This window comes from Castellaniella sp. FW104-7C03 (genome assembly GCF_040276085.1).
Classification (GTDB): domain Bacteria; phylum Pseudomonadota; class Gammaproteobacteria; order Burkholderiales; family Burkholderiaceae_B; genus Castellaniella.
Genome location: NZ_JBELOK010000004.1, coordinates 54,505 through 79,396, shown reverse-complemented (window position 1 = coordinate 79,396; position 24,892 = coordinate 54,505). Strand labels below are relative to the sequence as shown.

At 59.7% G+C, this 24,892-nt stretch carries 22 protein-coding genes; 8 read left to right on the top strand and 14 right to left on the bottom strand.

What is annotated here, in order from left to right; all coding sequences use genetic code 11:
• Nucleotides 1-34: 34 nt before the first annotated feature.
• The 5 genes from ABS758_RS05870 to ABS758_RS05850 are packed head-to-tail and all read right to left on the bottom strand — an operon-like array spanning nucleotide 35 to nucleotide 4,540.
• The gene (locus ABS758_RS05870; RefSeq protein ID WP_350381997.1) at nucleotides 35-760 is read right to left on the bottom strand and encodes an ABC transporter ATP-binding protein; all 726 of its coding nucleotides are present in this window, start codon (nucleotides 758-760) and stop codon (nucleotides 35-37) included.
• Nucleotides 757-1,491 carry an ABC transporter ATP-binding protein gene (locus ABS758_RS05865; protein ID WP_350381999.1) on the bottom strand — a complete coding sequence of 245 codons (735 nt, stop codon included), beginning with the start codon at nucleotides 1,489-1,491 and terminating at the stop codon, nucleotides 757-759. Before ABS758_RS05865 ends, ABS758_RS05870 begins: the two co-directional genes overlap by 4 nt.
• Nucleotides 1,488-2,435: a branched-chain amino acid ABC transporter permease gene (locus tag ABS758_RS05860; protein WP_350382000.1), complete on the bottom strand. Its 948-nt coding sequence runs from the start codon at nucleotides 2,433-2,435 to the stop codon at nucleotides 1,488-1,490. The genes ABS758_RS05865 and ABS758_RS05860 overlap by 4 nt, the downstream gene beginning before the upstream one ends.
• Nucleotides 2,432-3,295 carry a branched-chain amino acid ABC transporter permease gene (locus ABS758_RS05855; RefSeq protein ID WP_350382002.1) on the bottom strand — a complete coding sequence of 288 codons (864 nt, stop codon included), beginning with the start codon at nucleotides 3,293-3,295 and terminating at the stop codon, nucleotides 2,432-2,434. Before ABS758_RS05855 ends, ABS758_RS05860 begins: the two co-directional genes overlap by 4 nt.
• Nucleotides 3,296-3,322: 27 nt before the next feature.
• Nucleotides 3,323-4,540 (bottom strand): amino acid ABC transporter substrate-binding protein, encoded by a 1,218-nt coding sequence (locus ABS758_RS05850; RefSeq protein WP_350382004.1) that lies wholly within the window; start codon nucleotides 4,538-4,540, stop codon nucleotides 3,323-3,325.
• Between the two features lie 218 nt (nucleotides 4,541-4,758).
• Here ABS758_RS05850 and ABS758_RS05845 point away from each other — a divergent pair, with 218 nt between their 5' ends.
• A complete protein-coding gene (locus ABS758_RS05845; RefSeq protein WP_350382005.1) occupies nucleotides 4,759-5,121 on the top strand; it encodes a DUF2325 domain-containing protein in 363 nt (120 codons plus the stop codon).
• A 49-nt stretch (nucleotides 5,122-5,170) separates the two neighbouring features.
• On the opposite strand, the gene ABS758_RS05840 is transcribed toward ABS758_RS05845, so the two are convergent.
• The 4 genes from ABS758_RS05840 to uvrA form a co-directional block, all read right to left on the bottom strand.
• Nucleotides 5,171-5,824, bottom strand: coding sequence for a C40 family peptidase (locus ABS758_RS05840; protein ID WP_492304495.1), 654 nt, complete (start codon nucleotides 5,822-5,824; stop codon nucleotides 5,171-5,173).
• A 159-nt stretch (nucleotides 5,825-5,983) separates the two neighbouring features.
• Nucleotides 5,984-6,766 (bottom strand): aminotransferase class IV, encoded by a 783-nt coding sequence (locus tag ABS758_RS05835; protein WP_350382006.1) that lies wholly within the window; start codon nucleotides 6,764-6,766, stop codon nucleotides 5,984-5,986.
• A complete protein-coding gene (gene pabB, locus ABS758_RS05830) occupies nucleotides 6,759-7,955 on the bottom strand; it encodes an aminodeoxychorismate synthase component I (protein ID WP_350382008.1) in 1,197 nt (398 codons plus the stop codon). Before pabB ends, ABS758_RS05835 begins: the two co-directional genes overlap by 8 nt.
• Nucleotides 7,952-13,591: an excinuclease ABC subunit UvrA gene (uvrA, locus tag ABS758_RS05825; protein WP_350382010.1), complete on the bottom strand. Its 5,640-nt coding sequence runs from the start codon at nucleotides 13,589-13,591 to the stop codon at nucleotides 7,952-7,954. The genes pabB and uvrA overlap by 4 nt, the downstream gene beginning before the upstream one ends.
• A 209-nt stretch (nucleotides 13,592-13,800) precedes the next feature.
• On the opposite strand from uvrA, the gene ABS758_RS05820 reads away from it, so the two are divergent.
• Together ABS758_RS05820 and ABS758_RS05815 are read left to right on the top strand one after the other, a co-directional pair.
• Complete coding sequence (locus tag ABS758_RS05820; RefSeq protein ID WP_257215248.1) at nucleotides 13,801-13,929, top strand: hypothetical protein; 129 nt, start codon at nucleotides 13,801-13,803, stop codon at nucleotides 13,927-13,929.
• Nucleotides 13,930-14,052: 123 nt separating this feature from the next.
• Nucleotides 14,053-15,018 (top strand): glycosyltransferase family 2 protein, encoded by a 966-nt coding sequence (locus ABS758_RS05815; RefSeq protein ID WP_350382011.1) that lies wholly within the window; start codon nucleotides 14,053-14,055, stop codon nucleotides 15,016-15,018.
• Here the strand turns inward: ABS758_RS05815 and ABS758_RS05810 are convergent, their stop codons facing one another.
• The gene (locus ABS758_RS05810; protein WP_350382012.1) at nucleotides 15,019-15,441 is read right to left on the bottom strand and encodes a hypothetical protein; all 423 of its coding nucleotides are present in this window, start codon (nucleotides 15,439-15,441) and stop codon (nucleotides 15,019-15,021) included.
• A 110-nt stretch (nucleotides 15,442-15,551) separates the two neighbouring features.
• Between ABS758_RS05810 and ettA the strand changes: the two genes are divergently transcribed.
• The 5 genes from ettA (at nucleotide 15,552) to ABS758_RS05785 (ending at nucleotide 21,088) form a co-directional block, all read left to right on the top strand.
• On the top strand, nucleotides 15,552-17,225 hold the full coding sequence (gene ettA / locus ABS758_RS05805; protein ID WP_350382037.1) for an energy-dependent translational throttle protein EttA: 1,674 nt from the start codon (nucleotides 15,552-15,554) through the stop codon (nucleotides 17,223-17,225).
• Nucleotides 17,222-17,794 (top strand): isochorismatase family protein, encoded by a 573-nt coding sequence (locus ABS758_RS05800; protein WP_350382013.1) that lies wholly within the window; start codon nucleotides 17,222-17,224, stop codon nucleotides 17,792-17,794. The genes ettA and ABS758_RS05800 overlap by 4 nt, the downstream gene beginning before the upstream one ends.
• A 115-nt stretch (nucleotides 17,795-17,909) precedes the next feature.
• Entirely contained in the window at nucleotides 17,910-18,134 is a 225-nt protein-coding gene (locus tag ABS758_RS05795; RefSeq protein WP_350382015.1) for a YMGG-like glycine zipper-containing protein, read from the top strand.
• Nucleotides 18,135-18,327: 193 nt separating this feature from the next.
• Nucleotides 18,328-20,133 carry an acyl-CoA dehydrogenase C-terminal domain-containing protein gene (locus ABS758_RS05790; RefSeq protein WP_350382017.1) on the top strand — a complete coding sequence of 602 codons (1,806 nt, stop codon included), beginning with the start codon at nucleotides 18,328-18,330 and terminating at the stop codon, nucleotides 20,131-20,133.
• A gap of 70 nt (nucleotides 20,134-20,203) precedes the next feature.
• Nucleotides 20,204-21,088 carry an AEC family transporter gene (locus ABS758_RS05785; RefSeq protein ID WP_350382018.1) on the top strand — a complete coding sequence of 295 codons (885 nt, stop codon included), beginning with the start codon at nucleotides 20,204-20,206 and terminating at the stop codon, nucleotides 21,086-21,088.
• A gap of 69 nt (nucleotides 21,089-21,157) precedes the next feature.
• On the opposite strand, the gene minE is transcribed toward ABS758_RS05785, so the two are convergent.
• From minE to ABS758_RS05765, 4 genes are all read right to left on the bottom strand, one after another.
• On the bottom strand, nucleotides 21,158-21,421 hold the full coding sequence (gene minE / locus ABS758_RS05780) for a cell division topological specificity factor MinE (RefSeq protein ID WP_350383819.1): 264 nt from the start codon (nucleotides 21,419-21,421) through the stop codon (nucleotides 21,158-21,160).
• A gap of 2 nt (nucleotides 21,422-21,423) precedes the next feature.
• On the bottom strand, nucleotides 21,424-22,239 hold the full coding sequence (gene minD, locus ABS758_RS05775; protein ID WP_350383816.1) for a septum site-determining protein MinD: 816 nt from the start codon (nucleotides 22,237-22,239) through the stop codon (nucleotides 21,424-21,426).
• Nucleotides 22,240-22,348: 109 nt separating this feature from the next.
• On the bottom strand, nucleotides 22,349-23,125 hold the full coding sequence (gene minC, locus ABS758_RS05770; protein ID WP_350383814.1) for a septum site-determining protein MinC: 777 nt from the start codon (nucleotides 23,123-23,125) through the stop codon (nucleotides 22,349-22,351).
• A 6-nt stretch (nucleotides 23,126-23,131) separates the two neighbouring features.
• Nucleotides 23,132-24,883: a glutamine--tRNA ligase/YqeY domain fusion protein gene (locus tag ABS758_RS05765; RefSeq protein WP_350383811.1), complete on the bottom strand. Its 1,752-nt coding sequence runs from the start codon at nucleotides 24,881-24,883 to the stop codon at nucleotides 23,132-23,134.
• Nucleotides 24,884-24,892 lie beyond the last annotated feature (9 nt).

The following is a 24,892-nucleotide window of genomic DNA, read 5'->3' as shown; positions in this document are numbered from 1 at the left end:
TTGGCCGCAAGCCGCTGCCGATGCTGGTGGCGGTCTATACCCCCAGGTAGGCGCGCTTAAGCTCGGGATCTTCCAGCAGTTGGGCTGCCGGGCCTTCCTGCACAATCCGGCCTGTTTCCAGCACATAGGCACGGTCTGCGCCCGCCAGGGCCAGATGGATATCCTGTTCTACCAGCAAGATGGTGACCCCCTGTGCACGGATGGCAGCCAAGCTGTCCATCAGTTGGTCCACAATGATGGGGGCCAGCCCCAGGCTCATTTCATCCACCATCAGCAGGCGTGGTTGTGCCATCAGGGCACGTGCCATGGCACACATCTGCTGCTCGCCCCCTGACATGCTGCCTGCCAGTTGCTTGCGGCGCTCGGCCATGCGAGGAAATTGCTGATAAACCTGGTCGAGGTCGTGCTGGATGTCTGCCTTGTTGCTTCTGCGATAGGCGCCCATCAGCAGGTTGTCCTGAACCGACATGCGCGGAAACAGCTGGCGGCCTTCGGGCACCTGCACAATCCCATGGCGGAAGATCTGGTCGGGTGTGCTGCCCTGAACAGGCGTGTCGTGCCAAAGGATCTGGCCGGCGGCACTGGGCAGCAGGCCCGACAGGACGCGCAGCAAGGTGGTTTTGCCTGCGCCATTGCTGCCTACCAAAGCCAGAAACTCGGCCTCCCGTACCTCGAGTGTGATGTCCTGGAGCACCTGAACTAGTCCGTATCCGGCACTGAGGCCCTGGATACGCAGGAGTGGAGTGGCTGCCGTATTCATGTGCGTTTTTTTCCCAGATAGGCTTCAACCACCCGTGTGTCGCTCAGGACGCTATCGGGCGGGCCATCGGCAATTTTTTCGCCATGGTGCAGAACCATGATCCGGTCTGATAGGTTGCGAATGGCTTTGATGACGTGTTCGATGACGATAATGCTGATCCCCGTGTCGCGAACCTTACGGATGATGTCGATCACTTCGTCGATTTCAACCAGGTTCAGGCCCGCCATGACTTCGTCACAGAGCAGGACGCGGGGTTGCATGGCCAGCGCCTTGGCCAGCTCCAGCCGCTTGCGGTCGGGGCCGCCAAGATCTTCGGCACGATGGTCGATGTGTTTGCCCAGGCCGACAAACTGCAGGCATTCGCGGGCGCTTTCTCTGGCCCGTGCCAGGTGGGATTCTCCCTGGCCTCTGCCAAACAGTGCGCCCACGGCCACGTTATCCAGTACCGATAGCCCTGGAAACGGTTGCATGATCTGAAACGTGCGGCCGATGCCTAGCCGCGCCCGGCGAAAGGCCGCCAGGCGGTCGATGCGCCGGCCATCAAACCAGACTTCGCCTTCCGTGGGTTCCAGTGTGCCGCTCAGCAGGCTGATCAGCGTGGTCTTGCCCGCACCATTAGGGCCGATGAATCCCAGGATCTCTCTGGGAGACAAGGTGAAGCTGACGTCGTGCACCGCGACCAGACCCGAGAAACGGCGCGTCAGTTGCCGGGCTTCAAGAATCGGGCTCATATGCGGTTTGTCCGGATGTTGTCGACAAAATAGCGCCAGCCCAGCTTGTGAAAGCGTTGCACCACATCGGCCAGGCCACGCGGCATCAGTACCACGGCCACCACGATCACAATCCCAAAGAAGAGCCCCGCGATGCTGGTGATCTCGCTGGAGAGCAACTCAGAGATGGCGGACAGGATAAACGAGCCGACGATTGGGCCCAGGATGGTGCCGGGGCCTCCAAAAACGGCCATGATGATCATCTTGACGTTAAGCGTGATGTCAAAGGCGCTGGCCGGATCCAGAAACGTAATCCAGTAGGCCTGGATCCCGCCCGCCAGCGCGCTGAATATGCCGGCCAGCACAAAGGCCAGCACCTTGTAGCGTGTTGTGTCCACACCCATCACCACCGCGCCTTCCTCGTTTTCGCGGATGGCGATCAGGCCAAAGCCAAAGCGGCTGCGAGTCAGCCACCACACGGTCAGCGTGGCGGCGACCAGCAGGATCAGGGACAGCTCGTAGAACATACGGTCATCATTGAGCGGCGGCAGCACCAGCCCGATGTTTTGCCCGGCCAGCGGCACATTGGACACAATCGCAGCCATGATCTGGGCCAGTGCCAGTGTGGCGATGGCAAAGTAGTGGCCTTTAAGACGCAGCACCGGGATGCCCAGAAGCACCGCAAAGGCGACTGCCAGCACCACGCCAAAGACCATGCCTGCTGCAAACGGCAATTGCCATTGCACCATGGCAATGCCCACGCCGTACGCACCCAGCCCGAAAAACACCGAATTGCCAAAGGAGGGGTAGCCGGTATAGCCACCGATGATGTTCCAGCCTTGTGCCAGCACCGCCAGCAGCAGGGTGCTGATGCCAAACTGTACCAGTGTGTCGGAGCCGTACCAGGGCAGGGCGGCCAGTGCAATCAGTACCAGCATGATCAGGGGGAGGCGAAGTGTTTTCATGCTGTCTTCCCCAACAGGCCGGTGGGGCGAACAATCAGCACCATTACCAGCACTCCGAAACTGGCCACATCGGCATAAGTGGCGCCGATATACAGCGCGGTCAGGGATTCAATCAGCCCCAGGATCAGCCCGCCGGCAATCACGCCCAGCGGTGTATCCAGGCCACCGATGATGGCGATTGCAAACGACTTTGCGGTCAAGGTGGCGCCGATATATGGGTTGATCTGTGAAACCGTACCGTACAGGCCGCCCGCTGCCCCCGCGAGGGCCAACCCCAGGCCAAACGTCACGGCATACAGGTGCCGGGGTTCAACCCCATACAGCCGGGCTGCCGACAAATTTTGGGCGGTCGCCCGGATCGCCAGGCCCAGCCGCGTCTTGAGCAGGAAATACCACATCAGCAGCGTCAGGACGATAGCCATGACACAGGCACCCAGACGCACAAGCGGGATCGTGATGCCTGAAATGGTGATGTTCTGCCCGGAGTAAACCGGGTTGATGGTGCGAAAATCGGCTGAAAACACCAATTGGGCCAGGTAGGTGAGAACCACCTCCATGCCAAACGTGATCAACAAGGTGTTGAACATGGGGGATCGGACGATGAGATTGAGGATCCCCCGCTGGATGCCGTAGCCCACTCCAAACATCACCAGCGCCGTCAGTGGCAGGCCCAGAAATGGGTCGAGGTGCAGCCACTGGAAGCTGTACCAGGAGATATAGGCGCCCAGCATAATGAAGGCGCCGTGGGATAAATTGACAATATTCAGCACTCCCCATACAAGGGCAAGGCCGAGCGCCACAATGGCGTACAGCCCGCCCTGCAGGATGCCGTTGATCAGGACTTGCAGCAGTAGGTCCAAGGTGTCGGCTCCGGCGTCCTGGAAGGATTAACGCTTTGCCCAGTCTGGCATCGGGTATTGTGGCTGCTTGAGAAACTTCTCGCCGTCAAATACTGCAACAGGCTTGCCGTTTTGTACCTGGATGACGGTTTGATCAAGGTGGATCTGACCGTTGTCGGCAAACTTGATGTGTCCGTACAGGCTTTGGAAGTTGCTGGCGGCCAGCGCGTCGCGCACGGCTTTCGGATCCAGGGAATTGGCTTTTTCAATTGCCTTTACCAGCGCCTCCACATCCGCAACCCCCGAGGCAGCGTGATAGTCGGGTTCGTAGCGATATTGGGCACCCCATGCTTTTGCAAACTGTGCGGCATCGCCGAACCAGTCGTCTTTCAGGGTGGGGCTGGGCAACCAGGCCGTCATGCCAAAGGCGTATTCAGCATCTTTGCCCAGTGCCTTACGGAAATCGTCACTGGGTACGCCCACCGTAAATGAATAAAACTTGGGCGAGACATCCAGGCTCTTGGCCTGCCGGATGAAGTTCAGGATTTCTGTCTCGTGGCCTGCCACCAGCACGGCATCTGCCTGCTTGGACTTGATTTGTGACAGCAAGGTATTGAAATTGCTGGCATTCGAGCTGTAGCGTTCGTCCAGTACCGTGTCTGCACCAGAGGCCTTGAGCAGGGGACGGGTGCCGTTTGCCACCGAGACATCAAAAGAGTCATCTGCGTACAGCAAGGCCACCTTGGTGGGCTGGGGCTTCAGCTGCTTGAACACCTTGATGGTGCTGCTGAAGTAATTGCTGGCTGGTGCCAGCGTGCCAAACACGTATTTGAAATGACGCGCAAAGATCTGATCGGAGGCACCGCCACCCTGTACCATCGGGATCTGGTATTTCTCTGATACAGCGGAGTCTGCCAGGGCAAAGTTGCTGGCGAAGGGGCCAAGCAAAAAGTTGACCTTGTCTTGCGATACAAGCTGGGTATATTGACGCACGCTCAGATTCACATCCGATTGGTTGTCGTAGATTTTCAGGGCCAGCGTGTACTTTTTACCGTTAACCGTCACACCGCCCTTGCGGTTGATCTGGTCAACTGCCAGCTTGTAGGCATCGTTATAGTAGCGGCCTGTATTGGCCACAGGCCCGGTCAGCTGTACAGATGCACCCAGCAAAATTTCGTTGCCAGCTGCCTGGCTGGCTGTGCCGGTTAAACCTAACGCCAGCGCAACGGCTGCACACGATAACGTGTGCCGAAAAATCTTTTTCATGACATCGTCTCCTGTCGGTTTTATGGCCGCTATTCTGCGCGTGTCCTGGTAACAGGTATCTGAACAGGGGCTGACAGTGGACTGAATCTTGCCTCGCAGCGCGTGTCCTCAAAAACCAATTGCGTTTATAAATAAGAATGATTATTATTTGAGTTATCCAAATATGGATGATGGCACTCACTTCCGGGTAGCCATGTTCTTGCTTCAGGGATCATGTCATGGATCAGTCTCAAGTCAAGGCTTTGGTGGTGGGTGCAGACCGTCTGGGCAATATTCCGGATCTGCTTCGAGACCACAATATTGCTGTTCGTCATCACATCAGTGGTCGCGATCCCGCACACCAAAAGAAGTCGGCTTCTTTGCCTTCAGGTACAGATCTGGTGATTTTGCTGACTGACTTTTTGGGCCATAACGTCATGAAGACGTTTCGCGCGGCTGCGCAACGGGCAGGTGTCCGGGTACTGGCATGCCGCCGGTCGGTGTGCAGCATGCAGCAGGCATTGGATCAGTCGGGCTACTGCAAGACGTGTCCCTTGCGCGCGCAGCCGGGTACGGCGCGTGCGCCGCTGCACCTGAATTGAATCAGGCCACCGCAAGGGTGGCCTGGCATATAGCAGGTAGTTTTCTGGTTTAGCGCTGTGCGGTTTCTGGCAGATTTTGCAGGCGGCGCGCGCCGTTGTAGCGCTTGCGCCAGTAGGCGATGTCCATGCTTTCGACACGGATGGACGCCCCGCTGCGCGGTGCGTGCACAAACTTGTGATCGCCCAGGTAGATGCCTACATGTGAAAACCGATGCCCCAGGGTATTGAAGAAAACAAGGTCTCCGCGGCGAAGCTCGCTGCGGTTGACGGAGATGCCTTCTTGCGCCTGGCTGCGAGCAGTGCGGGGCAGTTTCAGGCCCAGTGATTTTTCGGCCGCATAAGCCACCAGCCCGCTGCAGTCAAAGCCTTCGCCGGGCGCGTCGCCCCCATAACGGTATTTCACCCCGAGAAATTTCATCGCGGTGCTGGCCAGTGTCTTGGGAGATGGGGTGGTGGTAGACCCCGATTGTGGGTAGTTGATTGCCAGGTTGTCCTGGCTGTGGAGCCATGCGCCGAGGGGGTCTGACTGCGTGCTGAGCAGATAGCTGTCGCGCAGCAGATGGTTGGAATTGGCTTGGGCTGTTTGTTGGAGCTGTGTGGCGCAACCGGCCAGCACAGCAAGCCCTGCACAAAATGCCAACTTGGTGAAGCGGGAGATCCAGGGGCTAGAAAATATGGAAGATCGGGAATGAGGCGGCGGCATGGGCGGATGGATTCTTGCTGCGGTGTACGGCATAAAAGCCAGGTATCACCGGGGTTAAAAAAGTGCCCGCCCTGCGGGCGATCCACCGATTCTAATAGATGGTGACGTCAGGGTAAAGCTGTTCTTCTGACCAGACTGTGTTTCCTGTCAGTATCCCTGTTAGATATCCAGGAACATTGCCGGCCCAGCCAGCCGGGCATCCAGCCAGCCCCGCAGTGCATTCGAGACGCGCAGGGCAGGCGCCGTGTGCATGTCGTGCAGGCTTAGCCGGGCCTCGCTGACATGGCTATCGTTTAGCAGCGATTGGCGCATTACTCCCGGCAGCAGCCCTTCGGTAACAGGGGGGGTCAGCCAGCGTCCTTGCGAGTCCTGGACATATATCGTACTGCGGCTGCCTTCACACAGGTGGCCGGATTGGTTGACAAAGATGAGGTCGAAGCAGCTTGGGTGCTGTTGCAGCCAGTGTTGTCCCGCCTGGTACCACGGCCGAAACGTTGTCTTGTGGCGCAACCAAGAGTTGGAGGCGTCCAGACAATGCACGGCCGGATCCGCAGTGGAAGATGGAGCGTTACCCTGAGACAGGACGTCGCAGGCCAGGGCAATGGTCACCGGGCTGGGGGTTTCCGGTAATTCAGCGGCTGTCAGCTGTACTTCTCCGTTTTGCGCAAGCAGCAGGCGCACTCGCCACGACTGGCCCACCGCAGTGGCGTCTGGGACGTTTGGTGCGGGGTGCTGCCGGCTTGCATCGGACAGGGTTTTCTGGATGCACGCCAGTACCTTGGCATCCAGTGCCTGCGCGTCGGCTTTGTACCCCAGGCTGGCCGCCGACGCCAACAGGCGTGAGCGGTGCAAGGGCCACAGGGCAATACGGCCCGCATGCAACCGCATGGTTTCGATGAGCTCAGGTGTGCTGTTTGGTGTTAGATGCAAAACATCAGGCATGAAGAATCCTCGCTTTCCAGAGGCATTCCTGCCATTCTTCCTGGGCGTCCGAATCCGCCACAATTCCGCCCCCAACGCCAAATTGTGCCTGATCCTCCCGGATTTCCAGTGTTCGGATGGCCACATTCAGGGAAAAATCCCCGTTGGGTGCCAGCCAGCCCACACTGCCACAGTAGATGCCCCGCTTACGTTGCTCCAGCTGGCGAATGGCCTGCATCGCGGCAATTTTTGGGGCGCCGGTGACTGATCCACACGGAAACAGTGCGTGAATCACATCTGCCAGCGTAGCTTGCGGGGCTTCTGCCTGGATGGTGGAGGTCATGGTCCAGACAGACGGGTAGCCTTCAAGCTGACACAGCTTGCTTACCTTCACGCTGCCGGGCGTCGCAATGCGTCCCAGATCATTGCGCAGCAAATCCACGATCATGATGTTTTCTGCGCGATTCTTGGCGCTGTGCAAGAGCTCATTTGCCAGGGCCTGATCGCGCACCGGATCCGGGTCGCGTGGCGCAGTGCCTTTCATGGGGCGTGTCACCAGGCGGTCCCCGTGTCTGGCGACAAACAGTTCGGGCGAAAGTGAAACGATCCAGCGCGATTCGTCCTGGATGCAGGCTGCGTAGGCCACTGGATGCCGATCCAGCAATTGTCGATAGATCTCGTCTGGTGTCCTGTGGAGAGGGCAGTCCAGTGTCAGGGCCAATGTGTAGTTCACCTGATAGTAGTCCCCGCGCGCAATACCGTCCCGAATGGTGTCCACTGCCTGCTGGTGGGCGGCCTGGGAGATCGTGGGAGTCGTGCGCAAGGCCGTATCGGGATTATCTGGTGTGACAGGTGTATCCGCGGCCGGTGGCAGGTCTGGCTTGGCGGGTGGTTCGTCACTGTGCTCGCTGGCTCGTGCAAAAATCAGGGCAGTCAGGCGAGGGGTATCGCTTGTCGTGTCTTTGTCCGGGCGTGCCGAGGAAGCATCCAGCCATTCGCCCAGCTCGTAGTCCAGTAACAGGGCCACCCAGTAGCCCTGCTGACGGGCTTGTTCGATGGCCGCCCAGGCAGCGGGCAGATCCGCCGGCCGGTGCACGGCAATCCGGCCTTGCAACTGATGTAAGGCCAGGCGCCAGCCGGTGAGACGGTTTTCAAACACACACACTGGGGTGTTGTTGCAGGGCGCTGCCAGATCTTTGGGTGTTGTCATGCCGGATGTGCGTTGCGCTGTAGAAACTCGGCCAAAATCTGCCCGGTGTGGGTGGTTGTGTCGGCCAGTGCCTCGGGGCTGCCCTGTGCAACAACCTGCCCGCCCTGATCCCCCCCCTCGGGGCCCAGGTCGATGATCCAGTCGGCTTCGGCAATGATGTCCAGGTTGTGCTCGATCACCACCACCGAGTGGCCTGCTTCAACCAGGCGATGCAGCACGCGGATCAATTTTTCCACATCGGCGGTAGACAGGCCGACGGTGGGCTCGTCAAGGACATACAGGGTGTGCGGGGCCCGGGATGCGCGGCCGGTGTGCAGCAGGCCTTCATCCAGGTGGGCTTTGGTGAGTTCCGTGACCAGCTTGATGCGCTGGGCTTCACCGCCCGAGAGTGTGGGAGATGGCTGCCCCAGCGTGAGATAACCCAACCCTACATCCTGCATCAGCCGCAGGGCTCGCGATATCTTGCGGTGTGCCGCAAAATGGCCGATGGCGTCATCCACTTCCATCCGTAGAACATCCCCTGCGCTGCGGCTGTTCCATTGGACGTCCAGGGTTTCCTGGCTGAATCGTGCGCCGTGGCAGGCTTCGCAGGGTACCTTGACGTCTGGCAAAAAGCTCATCTCGATGGTGCGCATGCCTTGGCCTTCGCACTCGGGGCAACGGCCATCGCCGGTATTGAATGAAAACCGCGAGCGTGTCCAGCCACGCAGCTTGGATTCGCGCGTGCTGGCGTATAACGTGCGGATGTCGTCCCAAAAGCCCACATAGGTGGCGGGGCAGGAGCGGGGTGTCTTGCCGATGGGCGTCTGATCGACTTCGAGGACGCGATCGATGGCGTCCCAGCCATGGATATCCCGGCAGCCCTGCCAGGGTACGGACAGGCGGCTGTTGATGCGGCGGCTGAGGTTGTCCAGAAGCACTTCGCGAGCCAGTGTCGATTTGCCCGAGCCGGATACCCCCGTAACGACGGTCAGACGGCCCAGGGGCACGCGGGCGCTGGCGTGCTGCAGGTTGTGCAGGCTGGCCTCGATGATCTCGATGGCCGGCGTCTCCGCATCGACAGGGCGCCGCACGCCCATGGGATGTTGCAGCGGATGGCGCAGGTACCGGCCCGTGAGTGAAGCCGGGTTGTGTGCAATGTCTTCGACAGTGCCCTGGGCCACGACCATGCCTCCGCGCACCCCCGCACCTGGGCCGATGTCGATCACGTGCTCGGCCCGACGAATGGTTTCTTCGTCGTGCTCAACCACCACCAGCGTGTTGCCGTTGCCTTCCAGCCGACCTAGGGCCTCCAGCAAGATGCGGTTATCCCGCGGGTGCAGGCCGATGGTGGGTTCGTCCAGCACGTAGCACACGCCCTGCAGGTTGGAGCCCAGCTGGGCCGCCAGGCGAATCCGCTGAGCCTCACCACCCGAGAGAGTGGGGGCGGCCCGATCCAGTGCCAGATAGCCCAGGCCCACATCCATCATGAAGTTCAGCCGGCCGCGGATTTCGCTGAGAATATCGCGCGCGATTTCGGCCTCGCGCCCCTGGGTGCCCAGACTGGAAAAGAATCGCCGGGCGTCACTGACCGGCAAGGCGGCCAGTTGTGCAATGGAGCGGTCATGCCAGCGAAAGGCCAGTGCCACCGGATTGAGGCGCTGGCCATGGCAGGCAGGGCATTCGGTGGCTGTATCGTCTGCAGGGGCTTCCAGCCAGGCGGATTCTTCGCCCGTTTGTTCTTCGGTAAACCCGGCCAGCATCTGCCCGGTGCCGAAACATTCCGGGCACCAGCCATGGCGGGAGTTATATGAAAACAGCCGTGGATCGGGCTCGGGGAAACTGGTGCCGCAACTGGGGCACGCACGTTTAATGGAGAACGTCAGTTGTCGGGGGTTGGCTGCCAACCCTGCTGCCCGGCGCTCAGCCAGCGTATTGGGCTCCGGCGCAGTCAGGCCGGCCAGCACCCGGAAGGTGCCGTGTCCCAATGTCAGTGCCGCCTGCACCGCCTCGCGCAGACTGCTCTCGTCGCGCACATCCACGATCAGGTCGCGAACCGGAAGCTCGATGGTGTGCTCCTGGTAGCGATCCAGTCGTGGCCAGGGGCTGACCGGTATGAATTGGCCATCCACCCGCAAGTGCGAGTAACCATGTGAGGCCGCCCATTTGGCCAGATCGGTGTAATACCCTTTGCGGGCCACCACCAGCGGCGCCAGCAGACCCAGATGCTCGCCGGCGTGGTCGCGGAGTAGTTGCGCGACAATTTGCCCGGGTGTCTGCGGGGCCACCGGCACATGGCAATCCGGGCACATCTGCGTCCCTAATCGCACATACAGCAGGCGCAGAAAATGGTGGATCTCCGTCATGGTGGCAACTGTGGACTTGCGCCCGCCACGGCTGGTGCGCTGCTCGATAGCCACGGTGGGCGGGATGCCATAGATGGCATCAACGTCCGGTTTGCCTGCGGGCTGGACAATGGCCCTGGCATATGCGTTAAGCGATTCGAGGTAACGGCGCTGGCCTTCGTTGAAAAGGATGTCAAAGGCCAATGTGGATTTGCCCGAGCCCGATACACCAGTAATCACGGTAAAGGCCTGGCGGGGGATGTGAACGTCGATCCCCTTTAGATTGTGCTCGCGCGCATTGACAATGTGGATGTCCGGGCTGGCGGGGTCTTGCCGTCGTGCGGGTGAGGGCTCGGCCAGGGAGAGGCGGGGGGCATCCAGCTGACGCATGTAATCCGCCAGGGCTTGCCCGGTGTAAGAATCGGCGTGCTGCATCAGCGCCTCTGGTGTGCCTTCAGCCAGTAGCTGCCCGCCCTGATCGCCCCCTTCGGGGCCCAGGTCGATCACCCAGTCGGCCGCGCGGATCACGTCCAGGTTGTGTTCGATGATCAGCAAGGAGTGGCCGGCGGCCAGCAGTTTGCGAAATGCGCGCATCAGGCGGGCGATGTCATCGAAGTGCAAGCCGGTGGTGGGCTCATCAAACAGCAGCAGGCTGCCCTTGAGCATGCCTTGCGGTGCCCGGGATTTCGCCGCCGTGGCCAGATGACCGGCCAGCTTCAGGCGTTGGGCTTCACCCCCCGAAAGCGTGGGTACCGGTTGGCCCAGGCGGACGTACTCCAGCCCGACATCAGCCAGAGGGGCCAGCCCCCACTGCACATCTCGCAAACCCTTGAAAAACAGCAGCGCTTCGCTCACTGTCATGTCCAGCACTTCGTCGATGGATGCAGTGCGGCCCAGGTGCTCAAGACGCACCTCAAGAATCTGTGGACGGAAGCGCCGGCCATTGCAGTCGGGGCAGCGCAAATACACGTCAGACAGAAACTGCATCTCGACGTGTTCAAAACCTGTGCCGCCGCAACCGGGGCAACGGCCATCGCCCGTGTTGAAGCTGAAGGTACCGGGGGTGTAGCCACGTTCGCGGGCCATCTCTGTGCCTGCAAACAGTTTGCGGATGGCGTCAAATGCGCCGACATAGCTGGCTGGATTGGAGCGGGCCGTGCGGCCGATCGGTGTCTGGTCGACCATCACCACGTCAGCGATCTGCTCGGCGCCCAGCAGTGCATCGTAAGCCCCGGGGGCTTCGGTGGGGCGGCCCAGCCGCTTGAGCAGTGCTGGGTAAAGCACTTGTTGCACCAGCGTGGACTTGCCTGACCCCGAAACCCCGGTGAGGCATACCAGGCGGCCCAGCGGGATGGCAATATCCAGGTGTTTGAGGTTATGGGCCTGTACGCCTTGCAGCAACAGGCGCGGGGTGTTGTTGGCTACGGGCATGGGGCGCGGAGCTTCGATGCGCAGCCGCCCGCTGAAGTAATCTCCCGTCAGGGTGTGGGATTCACACAGCTGCGTCGGTGTGCCGTCAAAGACGATCTCCCCGCCGCGCTCGCCCGGGCCTGGCCCGATGTCCAGAATCCTGTCTGCGGCCACCATCACTTGCGGATCGTGTTCGACCACCACCAGCGTGTTGCCGTGATCACGTAAGCGCTGCATCACCTGCACAATGCGGTGAATATCACGAGGGTGCAGGCCGATGGAGGGTTCGTCGAGCACAAACAGCGTGTTCACCAACGAGGTGCCCAAGGCCGTCGTCAGGTTGATGCGCTGCACCTCGCCGCCCGATAGCGTACGGCTTTGCCGGTCGAGGGAGAGATAACCCAGGCCGACATCGCATAGAAACTTCAGCCGGGTGCGTACTTCATCCAGAAGTTCGGCCAGTGGTTCGTCCAGCAGCTGGCCGAGCTCGATATGTTCAAACCAGTCGCGTACGCGCTCGATGGGCAGCCCCATCAGGTCGTGGATGCCCAGGCCGGGCAAGCCAGCCAGCTGTTGCGCAGACCAATGGGCGTGCACCGGACTGAACCGCGAGTATCCCGGGATGGTCTCAGTGCTTTGGCCCAGCCGCCACAAGGTGGCGTCTGGCTTCAGCCGCGAGCCCTGGCAGCTGGGGCAGGGCGTATAACTGCGATATTTGGATAGCAGTACCCGCACGTGCATGCGATAGGCTTTGGTTTCAAGCCAATCGAAAAAGCGCTGGATCCCGTACCACTGGTGTTTCCATGCAGAGCGGCCGCCTTTCCAGTCGGGGGTGCCGTGGATCACCCAGGATTTTTCTGCAGCGGTAAGGTTCCGCCAGGGTGTGTCCAGCCGGATGCCGGCCTTCTGGGCATAGTGTTCCATCTCCTGCTGGCATTCTTTATAGCTGGCCGTTTGCCAGGGCTTGACGGCCCCGTCTTTCAGGGTGTGGGTTTCATCGGGGATGACCAGGCCGTAATCGATGCCCATCACGCGGCCAAAGCCCTTGCATGCTTCGCAGGCGCCCAGTGGCGAGTTAAACGAAAACGTGCTGGGCAAAGGATTGCTGTACTCGATGTCGCATTGTGCGCAATGCAGCCCGGCACTAAATCGCCAGGCTTCTTCGTGGTCGTCAAACAGCGCATGGATGGTCAGGCGGCCGTTTCCCTGGTGCAGAGCGGTTTCCAGTGCTTCATCCACGCGTTCGGGCTCTGCGTTGCCCAGGCGGAAGCGGTCTTGAATCACCTGCAGGCGGCGGGACAGGCTGGCGGATTTGGGTGTTGCCTGGCCCGCTTCAGCCGTCTGGTCTGCCGCGGCCTGGTATACCCGGGTGTAGCCCTGCTGCTCAAGAAAACCACGTACCTCGTCTTCGGTAAAGTTGCCGGGCACATTAACTGGGAAAGTAACCACCAGACGAGGATCCGCGGCGGCACACAGGGCGTCCAGCTGCGCCCGTATGCTGCCGGGGTTATCGCGCCGCACGGCCTGCGAGCACCGGACGCAGTGCACGTGTCCGGCACGTGCGAACAGCAGTTTCAGGTGGTCATTCAGCTCGGTCATCGTGCCTACGGTGCTGCGCGAGTTGCGCACCGGGTTCACCTGATCGATGGCAATGGCCGGCAGAATGCCTTCGATGCGATCAACCTGTGGCTTGTCCATACGGTCCAGAAACTGCCGCGCATAGGGCGAGAAAGTTTCCACGTATCGGCGTTGCCCCTCTGCATACAGAGTGTCAAAGGCCAGAGATGATTTGCCGGAACCCGAGACCCCGGTGATGACCAGGAGTTCGCCGGTGCGAATGGTGACGTCCAGATTTTTCAGGTTGTTCTGACGGGCGCCAAAAATGCGGATGGGTGCGTTCATTGCGCCATGATAATCCGGCCATGGCACGCATGGGCGGGATACCCCTGATCCGCTAAAACAGGTCTTGCCGGACGCGCAGTTCTGATGCCGGCAGGATGGATTTGTTACCAGATGACGCCCGTCCATCGCCGGCACATGCAAGGTTGAGATGAAGTTTGCTAAAATAGCGTGTTTTGCATTTAGGCTTGCCTTACACCCAGGAGAACTCCATGGCAGAAATCAAACGCACGCGGCGCAATACGCTCGAACGCCGCTGCCTTGGTAAAGCGTTCAAGCGTCTTTTCGTTCGCTCGCCCAAGGGCATCTTCAAGATGCTCGAGAAGGTCAAGCGCGTCTAACTTACGCTTGGCATGCCGTATTGTTTACATACAATTCGGCATCGGGGAAACCACGGACATCCGCGTTCGTGGTTTTTTTTTGCCGGTATCATGAGGCCAAGAAGACAAGAGGAGTTCACCGGCATGGCTGGCTGGCGTCATTTGTTTTCCGTGGTCACTCCCACCTTCAACCGGGCTCACACGCTGGGCCGTGTGTACCGATCGCTCCAAGAGCAGTCATTTCAGGATTTTGAATGGGTGGTGGTTGACGACGGATCTACCGACCAAACTCGTACACTGGTACGGAGTTGGCAACAGGAAGCCAGTTTCCCCATACGTTACGTTTGGCAACCTAATCAACATAAAAAAACAGCTTTCAATCATGGTGTACGAGAAGCCCGTGGCGAATGGCTGGTGGCTATCGACAGCGATGACGAGCTTGACCCCAATGCGCTCTATCAGATGGCGCTGGTGTGGGACCAGATCGCGCCTGGGCTGCGATCTCAGTACGTGGCCATTACGGGCCTGTGTGCGTATGACGACGGCCGCGTTGTGGGAGACATGTACCCGCAGGATGTGATGGATGTCACCTCGCTGGACATGACTTTTCGCCATCATGTGCGTGGCGAAAAATTTGGCTGCCTGCGCACGGATGTGTTGCGGCAATTTCCGTTTCCCGAAGACATTCCTGGGTTTGTCCCCGAAAGCCTGGTGTGGCGTGCCATTGCGCGTGCGGGCTATCTTACCCGCTTCGTCAATCAGGTATTCAGGGTGTATCACGATAGCGCAGACAGCCTGTCGCGCCAGGGGCGGGCGGCAGATGGCAGCCGGCATGCGCTGGGGCTTTGGTTGCTGGCCTACGATACCGTGCAGTGCTGCCTGCCATGGCTACGTTATCAGCCGGGCTCATTTTTGGCGGCAGGAGCCCGCTATACGCGGTTTTCCCTGCACCTGCGTACGCGCGGTGTGGCCCGGCCGCAGGGCCGACGCCTGACACATCCCATATCGTGGCTGCTGGTGGTGCTGATGTGGCCCATAGGGGCTATTCTGTTTGTGCGTGACAAGCTGCGAGAATCCGTCGCCGGTGAAAAACACCCCCTCACCACCTGATCAGTCGTCCTCGTCGTCTGGCAATTGTGGCTCGGACAACTGAAACGGCAGCAACTCCGCGAGATTATCCGACCAACCTGTTTCTTCACCGCTGGCATCTACCTTGATGTAGCGGTTGCCGGTGATGTTGGATAGCTGAATCGCCCATAAAAACTCACAATCCAGCGATTGCCCGTCGCTGAGATCGAGCCCGCCGCAATTGCCGGCAAAACGGGTGCCTGGCCCGCCCACCTGGACATGCGCCAGTTCTTTGGAGGCTTCTTCCGGGCTTAAGGGGATGGCAAACAGGGCCCACTCGAAGCCCTCGTCGGGCTCGGCCACGATCTCGGCAATCACCGGTTTGCCCATGTAGGCACACAGGGCATCTGCCGTGCGGCCCAGTAAGTTGGTTTCGTCAGAATTGAAGGCAAGCATGGAAGCCATGGTGGTTCTCGTGAGGAACAAAGTGCAGATTTCTCCGATTGTACCGGGCGGCCTACAATCAGGGCTTTGTGCGGCCAAATCCCTTGGCTGCAAGCTTTCACGGTGATGCCATGGCGCAGTATGTGTATTCCATGAATCGGGTGGGCAAGATTGTGCCCCCCAAGCGGCAGATTCTCCGCGATATTTCCTTGTCTTTTTTTCCAGGGGCCAAGATTGGCGTCCTGGGTCTTAATGGGTCGGGCAAATCCACCCTGCTGAAAATCATGGCAGGGGTGGATACCGACATCGAAGGCGAAGCCATCCCGATGGCGGGCCTGCAAATCGGTTATCTGCCTCAAGAACCTCAACTGGATCCCGGGCACACGGTGCGTCAGGCGGTTGAAGCGGGTTTGGGCAAGGTATTCCAGGCCCGTCAGCGGCTCGACGAAGTGTATGCAGCCTATGCAGAGCCCGACGCCGATTTCGATGCCCTTGCGGCCGAGCAGGCGGACCTCGAAGCGGTGATTGCGGCGGCAGCCACCAGTGGCAGCGATGATATCGAAACCCAGATGGAGATCGCGGCCGATGCCCTGCGTCTGCCGCCCTGGGACGCCTCGGTGGCCACCTTGTCTGGCGGTGAGAAGCGCCGGGTGGCCTTGTGCCGCCTATTGCTGTCCAAACCCGACATGCTGTTGCTGGACGAGCCCACCAACCACCTGGATGCCGAGTCCGTCGAGTGGCTCGAGGTATTTCTCAGGCAGTTTCCGGGAACGGTGGTGGGTGTTACCCACGATCGCTATTTTCTGGATAACGCGGCCGAGTGGATTCTCGAGCTTGACCGTGGGTATGGGATTCCCTGGAAAGGCAATTACAGTTCCTGGCTCGAGCAAAAGGAAGATCGTCTCAAGCACGAAGAAGCGGCAGAGTCTGCCCGCCAGCGCACCATCCGCAAAGAGCTCGAGTGGGTGCGTCAGAACCCCAGGGGCCGCCAGGCCAAGGCCAAAGCCCGTTTGGCTCGCTTTGAAGAGCTCTCTTCGCACGAATACCAAAAGCGCAACGAAACCCAGGAAATCTTTATTCCGGTGGCCGAGCGCCTGGGTAACGAGGTGATCGAATTTCGTCACGTGTCCAAATCGTTTGGTGATCGCCTGCTGATCGATGATCTCAGCTTCAAGGTACCCGCGGGTGCCATTGTGGGCATTATTGGTCCCAATGGCGCCGGCAAGTCTACGCTGTTCCGGATGCTGGCCGGCCAGCAGGCACCGGATTCCGGTGAAGTCGTGTTGGGTAAAACCGTGCAGCTGGCCTATGTCGATCAGTCGCGCGACTCCCTGCCCGATGATAAAACGGTGTTCGACAGCATCTCGGATGGTGCCGATCTGCTTACCGTGGGGCGCTTCGAGATGCCGGCGCGTGCGTATCTGGGGCGCTTCAACTTCAAGGGGGCCGATCAGAACAAGCAGGTTGGCAAATTGTCTGGTGGTGAAAGAGGGCGGTTGCATCTGGCCAAGACCCTGATTGCCGGTGGCAACGTGTTGCTGCTCGATGAGCCTTCCAACGACCTCGACGTAGAAACGTTGCGGGCGCTCGAGGACGCCTTGCTTGAGTTTGCCGGTTGCGTGATGGTGATCAGCCACGATCGCTGGTTTCTGGATCGTATCGCCACCCATATCCTGGCTTTTGAGGGAGACTCCAAGGTTGTGTTCTTTGACGGCAACTACCAGGAGTACGAAGCAGATAAGCGCCAGCGTCTGGGCGATGATGCCGCGCGTCCGCGGCGCATTCGGTACAAGGCCCTCAAATGAGCAAATCCGTGTCCGGGCACCTGCAATGTCAGGATGCTCTGTTATCTGCGCAATCCAGCGTGCTGCTGATTGTGGACATGCAAGAGAAGCTGCTGCCTGCCATTCATGACACAGAAAACTTGCGCCAACGGGTAGCCCGCCTGGCGCAGGCGGCTCGCCTGCTTGCGGTGCCTGTCTGGGCAACCGAGCACTGGCCTGAAAAAATCGGAGCCACTCACCCGGAACTTTCCCGCCATGTCGATCACATCGTGGCCAAAACGCACTTCAATGCGTGTCGGGAAGTTGCGTTTCTGCAGGATTGGCCCGCTGACAGACCCCGAGTGTTGCTGGCAGGCACAGAAGCACATATCTGCGTGTTACAAACCGGCCTGGGCCTGGCGCGTGCCGGATACCAGCCGGTATTGCTGGTCGATGCGGTGGGCTCCCGGCGAACCCTCGACCACGACACGGCGTGCCAGCGCTGGCAACAGTATGGGCTTGAGATCGCCACCGTCGAAATGACGCTGTACGAATGGCTGGAGACCCCCGCGCATCCCGCTTTCAAGGCGGTGTTGTCGCTGGTCAAATAAACCTTGGCATACGGTGAGCCCGCCTGCTGACGAAACATCTGTAGCGTTGACTCACACCTGTCGGGTGGGCCCTGGGGTATAACACCTACGGGTAATCAACAGTAGGAGAACCTCTATGACCATTCGTACCCTCGGAAAACTCGGTGCAGTTGTGGCCCTGGCCGCAGCCATGGCGGGCTGTTCCTCCTGGGACAGCATGACCCATCGCCAAAAATCCACCGTAACTGGCGCCGGTATTGGTGGTGTCGCGGGGGCTGTGATTACCGGTGGTGGCATTCTAGGCACTGTGGGTGGTGCAGCAATTGGCGGTATTATCGGCGATCAGGTCGGTAAAAACTAACCATACATCTGGTGTCTGCTTTCACTGCAAGCACCAGGCAGGTGACGCCAAAGAGCTCCGGTCGGGGCTCTTTATTTTTGCCCTTGACTTCCGGTGCAATCTCGACTTAAATTCAAACGATCGTTTGAATTAATATCAAAACTGCCGTACCGGGTGTCTGTCGCCTGGCCGGCGACCATCCGGAGACCTGGAGATGCCCGATTACAAAGCTCCTCTGCGCGAATTGCGATTTGTGCGTGATGAGGTTCTAGACTACCCTGCCCACTATCAATCCTTGCCAGGTTGCGAAGACGCCAGCCCGGATATGGTTAAAGCCATTCTCGAAGAAGGCGCCAAATTCTGTGAAGAGGTGCTGGCGCCTTTGAATCAGGTGGGTGATCGCCAAGGGTGCACGTGGTCGGCTGACGGTGTCAAAACCCCCGATGGCTTCAAGCACGCCTATCAGCAGTATGTTGAGGGTGGCTGGCCAGCTTTGTCGCACGATCCGGCCCATGGCGGCCAGGGCCTGCCCGAATCCCTTGGCATGGCCATCAGCGAGCTGATGGGCGAAGCCAACTGGGCATGGGGCATGTACCCGGGCTTGTCGCATGGCGCCATGAACACGCTACAGGCGCACGGTACGGCCGAGCAACAAAAGACCTATCTTGAGCCACTGGTCTCGGGGCAATGGACGGGCACGATGTGCCTGACAGAATCCCATTGCGGAACTGATCTGGGCATGCTGCGCACCCGGGCTGAACCCCAGGCTGATGGTCGCTACCGCATTACCGGCACGAAGATTTTCATTTCAGCCGGCGAACACGACATGGCCGAAAATATCGTCCATATCGTGTTGGCCCGCCTGCCGGATGCACCTGCGGGCACCAAGGGCATTTCGCTGTTTATCGTCCCCAAGTTCTTACCCGATACCGATGGTCAGCCAGGTACCCGCAATGCGGTCAGCTGCGGTGCCATCGAGCACAAGATGGGGATTCACGGCAACGCCACATGTGTGATGAATTTCGACGGTGCCACCGGGTTTCTGATCGGACCGGCCAACAAGGGCCTGAACTGCATGTTTACGTTCATGAACACGGCTCGCCTGGGCACGGCCATCCAGGGGTTGGCCCACGCAGAGGTGGCGTTTCAGGGAGCCCATCGCTATGCCCAGGATCGCTTGCAGATGCGCGCCCTGAGCGGTGCAAAGTTTCCCGATCAGCCCGCTGATCCGATCATCGTCCACCCGGACGTGCGCCGCATGCTGCTGACCATAAAAGCGTTTGCAGAAGGCAACCGTGCCTTGCTGTATTACGCCGCGCAGCAAGTGGATATTGCCCACTACAGTCCGGATGCCGAGCAACGCGAGTTGGCCGAAAAACTGCTGAGCTTTCTCACACCGATCGCCAAGGCCTTCATGACCGAAACCGGTTTTGAAGCGGCCAACCTGGGCGTCCAGGTGTTTGGCGGCCATGGTTATATTGCCGAGCACGGGATGGAGCAAAACGTGCGTGACAGCCGTATCTCGATGCTGTACGAAGGCACCACCGGGATTCAGGCGCTTGACCTGCTGGGGCGTAAAGTGCTGCTTACACAGGGTGAAACCCTGCGTGCGTTTACCAAGGTTGTGCACAAATTTTGCAAGGCCAATAGTGGCAACCGTGCGATCTCCGAATTCGTCAAGCCCCTGGCCGAGCTGAACAAAGAGTGGGGCAGCCTGACCATGAAAATCGGCATGTCGGCCATGACCAACCGCGAAGCAGTGGGGGCGGCATCGGTGGATTACCTGATGTACTCGGGCTATGTCACCTTGGCTTATTTTTGGGCCGATATGGCGCGTGTTGCTGCCGAAAAACTCAAGGCCGGCGAAGGTGACAAGGCGTTTTATCAGGCCAAGCTGCACACGGCACGGTTTTACTTCGAGCGGATCCTGCCGCGCACGCTGGCGCACGCCCAGGCCATGAAGGCAGGGCCAGGTGTTCTGATGGATCTGGCTGCCGAGGATTTTGCCCTAGGCTATTGATCAATCAGGCCCGGGGCTTCCCGGGCCTGGTCTGGCAGTACACTTGCGGCTTTGTGCCTGAGTCGCCCGCATGTTTCTCACTCTGCTGAACATTGTCTTGCCTGTGTTTGCCGTAACCGCAGTGGGTTACGTCTTCGGGCGGCGGCAGGCACGCGCGCCCGACATGACGTTTGTGAATTACGCCAATGTCATGGTGTTTTGTCCGTCCCTGGTGTTTTCGGCATTGCTCGACAACCCGGTGAATCTCCTTCAGGGCTGGCCTCTGGTGGCTGCGGGGATCCTGATCATTCTGGTGCCTGGGATCTTGCTGGCACTGGTGCCCCAGGCGGGTGAATCCCGTGCGGCGTTTCTGGTGCCGGGGATGTTTCGCAATACGGGCAATATTGGCATCCCCCTGATGATGCTGGCCTATGGCAGGGATTTGCTCGGCGATATCGTCGTGCTGTTTGTCCTGTCCAATCTACTGCATTTCTCTTTGGGGCTGTTTTTGTTGTCCCGTGGCAGCAATCGGTGGCTTTGGCTGAAAAACCCCAATGTATGGGCCGCATTTTTTGGTGTCTTGTTGGCGCCTTATCGTCAGTGGATCCCGTCCTTTGTGATGACTACTGTCGAGCTGATCGGCCAGATTGCCATCCCTTTGATGCTGTTTGGGCTTGGGGTGCGCCTGGCTCAGGATCGGATTGATCAGCTTGGCCTGGCCTTGCGCATCAACCTGCTGTATTTGCTGGCTGGAGCCCTGACGCTGCCCCTGGTGCTGTGGCTGCTGCCACTGACCCCCGAGTGGTCGCGGATGGTGGCCCTGTCGGTGATGCTGCCACCTGCAGTACTCAACTATCTTTTGTGCGAACAGTACCGTGTTCAGCCCAGAACAGTGGCCAGCGTGGTGCTGCTGGGCAATCTGATCTCGGTCGCCACGATCCCTCTGGTGGTGTGGGCCACGCTGATCTGGCTTTAATTGGCTGAGAGTGGCCTGGCAAGCACAAGGCCCGCGCGGAGGCGGGCCTTGCGGTTGGTATAAGCTGCCTTAGCTGCGGGCGTCTGCCTGAGGCATTTCGATCTTGACTTCGAGGACGTCCAGGGAGTCCTGGCGGTCGAGGTTGACCTTGATGTCGTCAGGGTTGATTTGTACGTATTTTGAAATAACCGCAATCAGTTCTTGCTGCATTTGCTGCATGAAATCAGGGCTGCGGTCGCTGCTGCGCTCGTTGATAAGAATGAGCTGCAGGCGGTTCTTGGCGATACTGGCAGAGGTCTTTTTTTGGCCGCGCAGGAAATCGAAAATCGACATGCTTATTTACCCCTGAAAAGCCGCTTGAACAGACCAGGTTTTTCGTAGTCGACAAAACGCAATGGCTTGTCTTCGCCCAGATAGCGCGCGACGACGTCCTGATAGGCCTGGGCCACGTCGGATTCGTTTTTGTGGATGGCGGGCACGCCTTCGTTGGAGGCTTGCAGCACGATCTCGGACTCGGGGATGACGCCGATCAGGCGGATCCGCAGGATGTCTTCGATGTCGCCCAGCGACAGCATTTCGCCGTCGGCCACGCGCTTGGCGTTGTAGCGGGTAAGCAGCAAGTGCTCTTTGATGGGCTCTTCGCCTTTCTCGGCGCGCCGGGATTTTGCCGAGAGAATCCCCAGGATGCGGTCGGAGTCGCGCACCGAAGAGACCTCGGGGTTGGTAACCACCAATGCGTCATCTGCAAAATACGAGGCCATCACTGCCCCGGTTTCGATACCGGCGGGAGAATCGCAGACAATGTATTCGAAATCCATGGCCTGGAGATCGTCGAGCACTTTTTCGACGCCCTCGCGGGTAAGCGCGTCTTTGTCTCGCGTTTGTGAGGCCGGGAGGATATACAGCGTATCAACTTGCTTGTCGCGAATCAGTGCCTGGTTCAGTGTGGCTTCACCCTGGATGACATTGACGAAGTCGTAGACGACCCGGCGTTCGCAGCCCATGATGAGATCCAGGTTACGCAAGCCGACGTCGAAGTCGATAACCACGGTTTTGTGTCCCCGCATGGCGAGGCCGGCGGAGAAGCTGGCACTGGAAGTGGTTTTACCCACACCGCCCTTGCCGGAAGTGACTACAACGATGCGCGCCATGGTGTCGGTATTCCCCTGTGTTCAAAATTCATGACATCGTAAAGCAAAATGTCGTTGAGGTTGTGTCGTGGCCGCCAGTGAGAGGTATCACCGTGTGACCAAAGATGCATCAGAGTGTACGGATGCGCAATGTATCGCCATCCAGTGCCACTTGTGCCGCCTGATTATGCAATGAGTCGGGCAGCCGTGTCTCGACCACCCGGTAAACCCCGGCGATGGCCAGCAGCTCGGGATCGAGTTGTGTGGTGAGAATCATGGCGTCGGTCCGGCCTTGTGCCCCTGCGATCGCCTTGCCGCGTAGCGGCCCGTACACATGGATATGGCCGTCGGCAATGACTTCCGCGCCCTGGCTGACCACCCCCATGACGATGAGGTCGCCCCCTCGTGCGTAAATACGCTGACCTGAACGCAAGGGGTGGCGGATCACCATGGTGGGCGCAGCAACAGATGGTGTGTTTGCCGGTTCGGGGCTGGGGGCGATGTCCGCCGGGTTGGCTGCCTTGGCCTGTGTCGGTGTGGCCTCAGCCTCGGGTGTGGGGGGTGATTCTGTTGTGTTACCAGTGGCTGAACTTGCCCGGCTGGCGGAAGCGTCCAGGAGCGGCAGGCCCGCTTTCAGGGCCGAGGCGGCGATGTCGTCGCTGCCCTGAACCCCGATGGGATAGAGCTGGTGCTTGCGCATGGCTGACACCAGGGCTTTCCAGTCGGGTGCCTGATCCAGACCCTGGGCATCCAGGATGATGGCTTCGTTTTCGTAGAAACCGGCGCTTTGCTGCATGCGCTGCTGAAGCGCTTGCAGCAAAGCCTTGGTGTCGGGCGTGTGCAGCACTGCACGCAAGGTGTAGAGCGTGGCACTTTTGAAGTCGAGGGCTTCAGAACGATTGGCCATGGGCGTTTATACCCAGGTGTCGCGCAGGGTGACTGCACGATTGATGACCGGATGCTCGGGTGAGGAGTCGTGGCGGTCGGCCACAAAGTAACCCAGGCGCTCGAATTGCCAGCTGGTACCGGCTTCTGTGTTGGTGCCGGGCTCCAGCCAGCCGTGCACGACGCGGCAGGACTCCGGGTTGAGTGCTTGCAGGAAGTCCTGGTCGCCGCGATCGGGATGGGCGTCGCGAAACAGGCGGTCGTACAGGCGGATTTCGGCCGGGATGGCGTGTGCGGCGCTGATCCAGGTGATGGCACCCTTGACCTTGACCGAATCGGCCCCCGGTGTGCCGCTGCGCGTGTCGGGCAGGTATTCGCACTGCACCTCGGTGACCACGCCGTTGGCATCTTTAACGCAGCCGGTGCAGCGCACCACGTAGCCGTATTTGAGACGGACGAGATTACCCGGAAAGAGCCGGAAGTATTTTTTTGGTGGGTCTTCGCGGAAATCGTCGCGTTCGATCCAGAGCTCGCGGCTGAGCGGAAACTGGCGTGAGCCGGCCTCTGGCTGGTGCGGGTTGATGGGCGCGGAGCAGGGCTCGATGTGGTCTTCGGGGAAATTGGTGATGATCAATTTGAGGGGATCGAGCACCGCCACGGCGCGCGCGGCAACCGGATCGAGATCGTCGCGCAGGGCTTGCTCGAGCACGCTGTAATCAATGCGTGAATCGGATTTGGAGACACCCAGGCGCTCGCAGAACAGACGGATGGCACCCGGTGTATAACCGCGCCGACGCAGGCCCGCCAGGGTTGGCAGGCGAGGGTCGTCCCAGCCGTTGACATGGCCTTCGGTAACCAGCTGGCGCAGCTTGCGCTTGCTGGTGACCACGTAGCTGAGGTTCAGGCGCGAAAACTCGTGTTGATGGGGCAGCGGCTCTGCCAATTGGCCGAGTTCGGCCAGGCGGTTGAGAATCCAGTCGTAAAAAGGACGTTGATCTTCGAACTCGAGCGTGCAGATGCTGTGCGTGATGCCCTCGAGGGCGTCTTCTACGGGGTGCGCCCACGCGTACATCGGGTAAATGCACCAGGTGTCACCTGTGCGGTGATGGCTGGCATGGCGGATGCGGTACAGGACGGGGTCTCGCAAATTGATATTGGGCGAAGCCATATCGATGCGTGCCCGCAGGGCCATCTGACCATCGGGAAACTTGCCGGCCCGCATGTCGCGCAGCAACGCCAGGGACTCTGCGGCAGGGCGGTCGCGCCAGGGTGAGTTGGTGCCTGGCTCGGTGAGCGTCCCCCGGGTAGCCCGCATGTCGTCGGCTGACTGCTCGTCGACGTAGGCGTGGCCTGCCTGAACAAGCGCTTCGGCAAAGCCGTACAGAGTTTCGAAGTAGTCGCTGGCGAAATATTGGTGAGATGTGCCGTTATTGACCCAATCGAACCCCAACCAGCGTACCATCTCGATGATGGCGTGGACGTACTCGTCCTCTTCTTTCTCGGGGTTGGTGTCGTCAAAGCGCAGGTGGCAAACACCGGCGTAATCGTGGGCCAAGCCAAAATTAAGGCAGATGCTTTTGGCGTGGCCGATATGCAGATAGCCATTGGGCTCGGGCGGGAAACGCGTTCGGATCCGGGCAGTATCGGGGGCTGCGGCCAGGCGGGCTTGCGCATCGCACGGCGGCGGCGCCCAGTGCCGTCCGTGGTAGCGACCAGATTTCAGGTCGTTATCAATAATAGTGCGCAAAAAATTGGAAACAGGCGCGACGTCGGTGGTCATACAATCCGC

Bases quoted from the DNA above. Each gene is read 5' to 3' on its own strand.
- ABS758_RS05845 (WP_350382005.1), top strand. From the start codon at position 4,759: ATGGATCAGTCTCAAGTCAAGGCTTTGGTGGTGGGTGCAGACCGTCTG.
- minD (WP_350383816.1), bottom strand. From the start codon at position 22,239: ATGGCGCGCATCGTTGTAGTCACTTCCGGCAAGGGCGGTGTGGGTAAA.
- ABS758_RS05840 (WP_492304495.1), bottom strand. From the start codon at position 5,824: ATGCCGCCGCCTCATTCCCGATCTTCCATATTTTCTAGCCCCTGGATC.
- ABS758_RS05795 (WP_350382015.1), top strand. From the start codon at position 17,910: ATGACCATTCGTACCCTCGGAAAACTCGGTGCAGTTGTGGCCCTGGCC.
- ABS758_RS05790 (WP_350382017.1), top strand. From the start codon at position 18,328: ATGCCCGATTACAAAGCTCCTCTGCGCGAATTGCGATTTGTGCGTGAT.
- ABS758_RS05870 (WP_350381997.1), bottom strand. From the start codon at position 760: ATGAATACGGCAGCCACTCCACTCCTGCGTATCCAGGGCCTCAGTGCC.
- ABS758_RS05800 (WP_350382013.1), top strand. From the start codon at position 17,222: ATGAGCAAATCCGTGTCCGGGCACCTGCAATGTCAGGATGCTCTGTTA.
- ABS758_RS05835 (WP_350382006.1), bottom strand. From the start codon at position 6,766: ATGCCTGATGTTTTGCATCTAACACCAAACAGCACACCTGAGCTCATC.
- minC (WP_350383814.1), bottom strand. From the start codon at position 23,125: ATGGCCAATCGTTCTGAAGCCCTCGACTTCAAAAGTGCCACGCTCTAC.
- ABS758_RS05850 (WP_350382004.1), bottom strand. From the start codon at position 4,540: ATGAAAAAGATTTTTCGGCACACGTTATCGTGTGCAGCCGTTGCGCTG.
- ABS758_RS05815 (WP_350382011.1), top strand. From the start codon at position 14,053: ATGGCTGGCTGGCGTCATTTGTTTTCCGTGGTCACTCCCACCTTCAAC.
- minE (WP_350383819.1), bottom strand. From the start codon at position 21,421: ATGTCGATTTTCGATTTCCTGCGCGGCCAAAAAAAGACCTCTGCCAGT.
- ABS758_RS05820 (WP_257215248.1), top strand. From the start codon at position 13,801: ATGGCAGAAATCAAACGCACGCGGCGCAATACGCTCGAACGCCGCTGC.
- ABS758_RS05785 (WP_350382018.1), top strand. From the start codon at position 20,204: ATGTTTCTCACTCTGCTGAACATTGTCTTGCCTGTGTTTGCCGTAACC.
- ABS758_RS05865 (WP_350381999.1), bottom strand. From the start codon at position 1,491: ATGAGCCCGATTCTTGAAGCCCGGCAACTGACGCGCCGTTTCTCGGGT.
- ABS758_RS05765 (WP_350383811.1), bottom strand. From the start codon at position 24,883: ATGACCACCGACGTCGCGCCTGTTTCCAATTTTTTGCGCACTATTATT.
- ABS758_RS05810 (WP_350382012.1), bottom strand. From the start codon at position 15,441: ATGGCTTCCATGCTTGCCTTCAATTCTGACGAAACCAACTTACTGGGC.
- ABS758_RS05860 (WP_350382000.1), bottom strand. From the start codon at position 2,435: ATGAAAACACTTCGCCTCCCCCTGATCATGCTGGTACTGATTGCACTG.
- pabB (WP_350382008.1), bottom strand. From the start codon at position 7,955: ATGACAACACCCAAAGATCTGGCAGCGCCCTGCAACAACACCCCAGTG.
- ettA (WP_350382037.1), top strand. From the start codon at position 15,552: ATGGCGCAGTATGTGTATTCCATGAATCGGGTGGGCAAGATTGTGCCC.
- uvrA (WP_350382010.1), bottom strand. From the start codon at position 13,591: ATGAACGCACCCATCCGCATTTTTGGCGCCCGTCAGAACAACCTGAAA.